Annotated in this window: 4 protein-coding genes; 3 read left to right on the forward strand and 1 reads right to left on the reverse strand. The window is 42.5% G+C overall.

Annotated elements, in window-relative coordinates; translation table 11 throughout:
* From OSQ85_RS13990 to OSQ85_RS14000, 3 genes are all read left to right on the forward strand, one after another.
* On the forward strand, window positions 1-2,995 hold a 2,995-nt coding region (locus OSQ85_RS13990), incomplete at its 5' end, for a molybdopterin-dependent oxidoreductase (protein ID WP_265823922.1).
* Between the two features lie 11 nt (window positions 2,996-3,006).
* Window positions 3,007-3,615 (forward strand): 4Fe-4S dicluster domain-containing protein, encoded by a 609-nt coding sequence (locus tag OSQ85_RS13995; RefSeq protein ID WP_265823924.1) that lies wholly within the window; start codon window positions 3,007-3,009, stop codon window positions 3,613-3,615.
* Between the two features lie 57 nt (window positions 3,616-3,672).
* Window positions 3,673-4,380, forward strand: coding sequence for a molecular chaperone TorD family protein (locus OSQ85_RS14000; RefSeq protein WP_265823926.1), 708 nt, complete (start codon window positions 3,673-3,675; stop codon window positions 4,378-4,380).
* An 86-nt stretch (window positions 4,381-4,466) separates the two neighbouring features.
* On the opposite strand, the gene OSQ85_RS14005 is transcribed toward OSQ85_RS14000, so the two are convergent.
* Window positions 4,467-5,066, reverse strand: a complete 600-nt coding sequence (locus OSQ85_RS14005; protein ID WP_265823928.1) for a TetR/AcrR family transcriptional regulator — start codon at window positions 5,064-5,066, stop codon at window positions 4,467-4,469.
* Between the last annotated feature and the right edge of the window lie 319 nt (window positions 5,067-5,385).

Here is a 5,385-nt window from a genome sequence, read left to right on the forward strand (position 1 = left end):
CGCCACTGTTGCTGCTGCTGCGCTTCAGGGCTGCGGAGGAAGCGGCAATGGCGGAACAACATATTTCGATGAAATCGATCCTAATTTGCAGCCGCCTGAAGTGGAGACAAAATATGTACTTGGCTCGACTCCTCACAACTGCGGCGGCGGATGCCTTAGCAAATATCATCTTGAAGACGGTGTTGTCAAAAGAATAGTGACAGACGAAGATACTGTCGATGGCAATGTATTTGAAGGTAAAGCCCAGATACGCTCCTGCCTTCGCTGCCGCGCTAAAGTGGATTGGTGGTACAGAAGCGACAGGCTTACAAAGCCCCTGAAGCAGACAAAAGAAAGAGGAGATATCACTGGTTTTGTAGAAATTTCATGGGAGCAGGCTGTCACTGAAATAGCCGCAAAGATGCAGAATATATATAATACGTATGGAGGGAATTCATTCTTTAATTGTCTTGCTCCATCAGACCGTTCTGATCAAAGCAACTGTATTGCGAATCTGACTAAGCTACTTGGTCCGGACTGTAGTCCTGTTCCGTGGGTACTAGATCTCAGTTACCCGCAGCATTCATATTCATGGTTTTTTATAGATCACGCAGGATTGCTCACTGAAACTGCCACATCCGTATCTCTGAGAACTGCAAATTACAGAGCTGATATTATCAATTCAGATAATCTGGTTCTGTGGGCGTTCAACCCGATGGAAGCAAGAGTGGGAGCGCAGACAGGATGGTTTGTTACTCAGGCAAAAGAGGCAGGGGTCAAGATCACTGTAATTGATCCAAGATACACCAGAACAGCAGAGATTGCGGATGAGTATATAGGAATAGCGGGAACAACCGATGCGGCTCTTATGCTCGGTATGCTGCATTATCTTATCACAGAAACGTGGAATCCTGACGGAACCCTGACTGCCAGTCCTCTGCTTGACGAGGCTTTTATAAGGAAATATGTTCATGGATTTTTTGACGATACGAATCCGAAGCACTATTATGCAGATATAGACGCTTTTCCCACCGCTTATCAAGTGCCTGCGGGAGCGTCACTCTCCGCTTATATAATGGGAGAAGATGACAGGCTTACAAGGGCTGTGATGTCTGCTGATGCTGAGGCGTACACCAGAATGCTTTCCGGTACTACTGTAAACCAAGGTACTTCTGTTTATCCCAAAACAATAGGTTACAACGTTCCAACTACAGATGCCCTCTATGGTAAAACATCGCCAATGTACGGCCAGACTGCAAAAACTCCTGAATGGGCTGAAAAAATTACCGGAGTTCCTGCAAGTAAGATCAGAGAACTGGCAAAAATGTATGCCACTACTAAGGTCACAACATGGGTTTCAGGAGGGCTTCAGCGGCACAGCGAAGGCGAACAGCCTGTTAATCTTGGGCCTATTCTTGCTGCTGTTACCAAAAATTTCGGCACTAACGGCAGAAGCTACGGATTTTCCCATGAAGTTAATCACAAATATCCGGGTACAATGCTTGATAAGGTTCATGTCTGCGGACCTAATCCGGGATCTGCGGATATATCCGGCGACACTTACCAGTTTTCAAAACTGACTCTTGCAGGCGGTGAATTGGGACCTTTCGTTGGGAATATGGCAAGGACAAGCCCCTTATGCAACGCAATTATGATGAATGGTCTTTCTCTTGCAGCATGGGTGGATTATGTCAGATGTGCCGGAACAGCAAATACATCAAAATGGAACTACGGAAGAGCTAATGCCTCAACCAAGCCGGTCAAAGCTCTTTTCGGTTTTGGCGGTAATTTTGTTAACCAAACAGGCAATACTCAGGAAATAGTCGATCTTTGTAAATCAAAGGACGGCAGCGGCAATTACAATGTTGAGCTCATTCTCACAGGGGATCTCTTTTTTACACCGAGTTCACTTATATCAGATTATGTTCTTCCATGCGCCGGACCGGGAGAAAAGTGGGGAGAAACCTGCGGATGGCTTACTGCAGAGGCAATGGTTATGCCGAAGTTCACCGAAGCACCGGGTGAGGCACTGAATGAATTTGAGATTGCCAGAAGAATTGCTGCGAAGCTTGGCAAGGAAGAAGAGTTTAAAACCATGGCAGATGGTTCCGGTGTTGTAGTTGAAACAGACTATGAATGGTCTGAATACAACTGGAATAAGGGATACAACGACGGACAGATCGACCAAAACTGGGATGAAATTCAGGAAATCGGCGGCGTATTTATGATGGATCAGCGTCCCGAAAAAGTGAAGTTTATTCCGAAGAAAGACTTTCGTGAAGATCCTGCGGTTAATCCTCTCAATACCATGTCGGGTAAAATAGAAGCGTATTATCAGGGGATGCTTGAAGATTATGAGGCAGGATCAATGGACAGCATAGACAGGGTTACTGCCGATCCTGACGGTACTGATACTCTCTACGGCGGAAGCATTTTTACAGCTTCAACATCAGCCGAAGCTGCAAGACGGAGATTCGTCTACCCGATAGCAATGTATATTCCTGCTCTTGAGGGACGCCATGCGGACAATTCTCATCCGGATCTTTTCGGAAGGGACGCTGCGGGCTTTAAGTTCAGAAAACAGGTCGGGCATTACAATTACCGTGCCCATTCAACTCTGGGAAATGTTGCTGTTCTTAATGAGCTTTATAAAAAAGATATAAACGGCAATAAGGCATATCTTTCCGAAGGCAGAAAATATTCCGACGGTGTCTGGGATGACAATGTTTATGAACCGATTTATATCAATCCAACCCATGCTTCAGAAATAGGGGTTTTAGATGGAGAGAGGGTTCTTGTTTCAAGTAACAGCGGTTCTATGTACTGCACGGTAAGGCTTACAGGAAGGATTGCTCCTTATGATGCAAGCTTGGGTGACGGCGGCTGGTTCAGTCTTAATTCAAGCGGAAAGGACATAGGCGGTTCCTCAAATGCACTTTCATCCGGCAGACCGTCGCGTATTGCTTTTGGTATGACATTCAGCAGCGATGACCGTTTGAAAATTGTGAAAGCATAGGGAGGTATAATATGTCACAGAAAGGATTTTACTTCGATCAGACCAGATGCGTGGCCTGCGATACATGTCTTGTCGCCTGCAAAAGCTGGAATATGCTTAATGCAGGACCAGCTTCATGGCGTAAAAGAGTGGAGAATGAAATAGGCGGTTATCCTAATCTGAAAATCTATCAGCTTACGATGAGCTGCAATCATTGTGCCGAGCCCTCGTGCGTTAAGGTATGCCCTATGGGAGCAATATACAAAAGAGAGTCGGATGGGGTTGTCATTGTTGACAGAGCCTCCTGCATAGCCTGCAAATCTTGTCTCGCCGCATGCCCGTTCGGTGCACCTCAGTTTGCTGACGATGATCAGGAGCCTGTTAAAAAAGCTGAATGGAGTGTCAAACACCCTATGCAGAAATGCACAGCGTGCTGGGACAGAACCGCAATAGATAAACTGCCGGCATGTGCTGGAGCCTGCCCTCACAGAGCTATAGATTTCGGAGAGCTTACTGAGCTTAACGCAAAGTATCCTGATGCTGTGAAATCTGTTACTGGTTTTCCGGATCCTGCTTATGGAGCTAACGGTAATAAACTGGACAAGTCCACAGAGCCATCAATACTTTTTAAACGTAAATAATAACAATGTACAGGCGGGCCGCAATGCCCGCCTGTTTTGTTAAACGGGTAAACAAACATGGATTTTGAAGATTTTAATTTTGATAGTTATTTAACTGACAGAGCAACGCTTTATGCTTTTATGTCGGGCTTGTTCAGCGAATGCCTTCGTTATGACGTTATAGAGGTCATCCCGCGTATTCTAAAAGAGTTTGAAGGTATATCAAAAAATATTGAACATAGGAAAGCTCTTATTGAGTCAGCAGAAAATATTGATAAATGGCTGATTGACAGGCTTTCTCAAAAGGAAAGTGAAGAGTTGTACCTTGAGCTTGCCAGAGAACATGCCTCATATTTTGTTTTAGGCAGATTTAATATTCCTGATAATGCGTCCGCAACATTATCAATAAAGAAACTTATTAAAAGAGATGAATGGAAAAACTGTAAAAAGTTTTATCACCAACACGGCTACATCCTTAAAAAGCATAGCGGTAAGCTGGAAGACTCTTTTGAGGTGCAGTGCCGTTTTATGGAGATGCTCATTCGTAAGGCTCAAAAAGTAAAGGAAATACCAGAGTTTCTTACACTGATGGAAACCCAGCTTGAGTTCCTAAATATGCACATGCTCAACTGGGTAAGGCTATTCGGCAAAAATCTTAAGAATAGTACAGATAAAGAGAGTATTTACAATTACTTGTCTGTGTTTCCGGCTCTTATTATTGATTTAGATAAACAAGGTATTTCTGAATTACTGGAAGAATTTTGGATTGAAGAAACAGCTGAATAAGATACAACCGGCAGCCATCCTCCGGCTGTTGAACCCCGCAGGCACGGTGGGCGGAGATTTTTTGTGGTCTCTGTCTGCCGTGTTTTTTAATCTTTAATTGCTTTCCATAGTGCGTCTATGTAGGTATCAATCTGCTCTTTGCTTGTACTTATGTTGCGGATTGCATTGTTGATAGCAAAATCTGCTATTGTTCTTGTAATCAATGAAGCATTTTCAAACCCAAGAATTTGGATTGTTTTGCTTGATTTGCTCATGGATATAATAAGATCAGTGTAAAGAAAATTTGAATATATAGTGTCAAAAGTTCTATTAAAAATTTCCTTTGACATATGGTTGTCGGGCAGAAAGCAAAAAGATCTGTAAGCCATTGTAGGCTTAGGATGCTTATATGCGTAGTCATAAAAAATATTCATTATCGCTTTAAATAATTCTTCATCGTTTTTTATATTATAGAGATCCCAAGAAATTAACTCATTTTTAAAAAGGTCAGTAATATAGATCATGACATTGAAAATAAGATCATCTTTGTTCTTAAAATAATAGTAAATACGTGAATGTTCCACACCTACATGCTTAGCAATTGTTCTAATACTGAGTCCTTCAATACCATTTGCAGCTATAATATCTATAGTGCCTTCAATAATATTTTGGCGGCTGATTTCTGACTTTGTTTTGTGTTTTTTCATTCCTCTAACTAACACATATTTTTTGTTTAGTCGAACAAATTCTCTCTTTGATGAATAATAGACCGAACGGTAGGTTTAATATTGACATCCTGACGACTGAGAGGTAATGTTGGTCATAAACCGAACGGTCGGTTTATAGGGGTTAAGGATTGTTAATAAACAAATTTTATTGATTTGAGTTTTTGCTGTTTAAGTGCTCAGCATTCCAAACAGCAAATCTAGCGAATGCAGCAGAATAAGCAGTTTTCTGTTGTGTACGTATAAAGTTTATTTCTACAAGGAGGAAGTATGCGCTATCTGTCGATTATGTGCATTTTCT

The organism is Geovibrio ferrireducens (assembly GCF_026226615.1).
GTDB lineage: Bacteria > Chrysiogenota > Deferribacteres > Deferribacterales > Geovibrionaceae > Geovibrio > Geovibrio ferrireducens.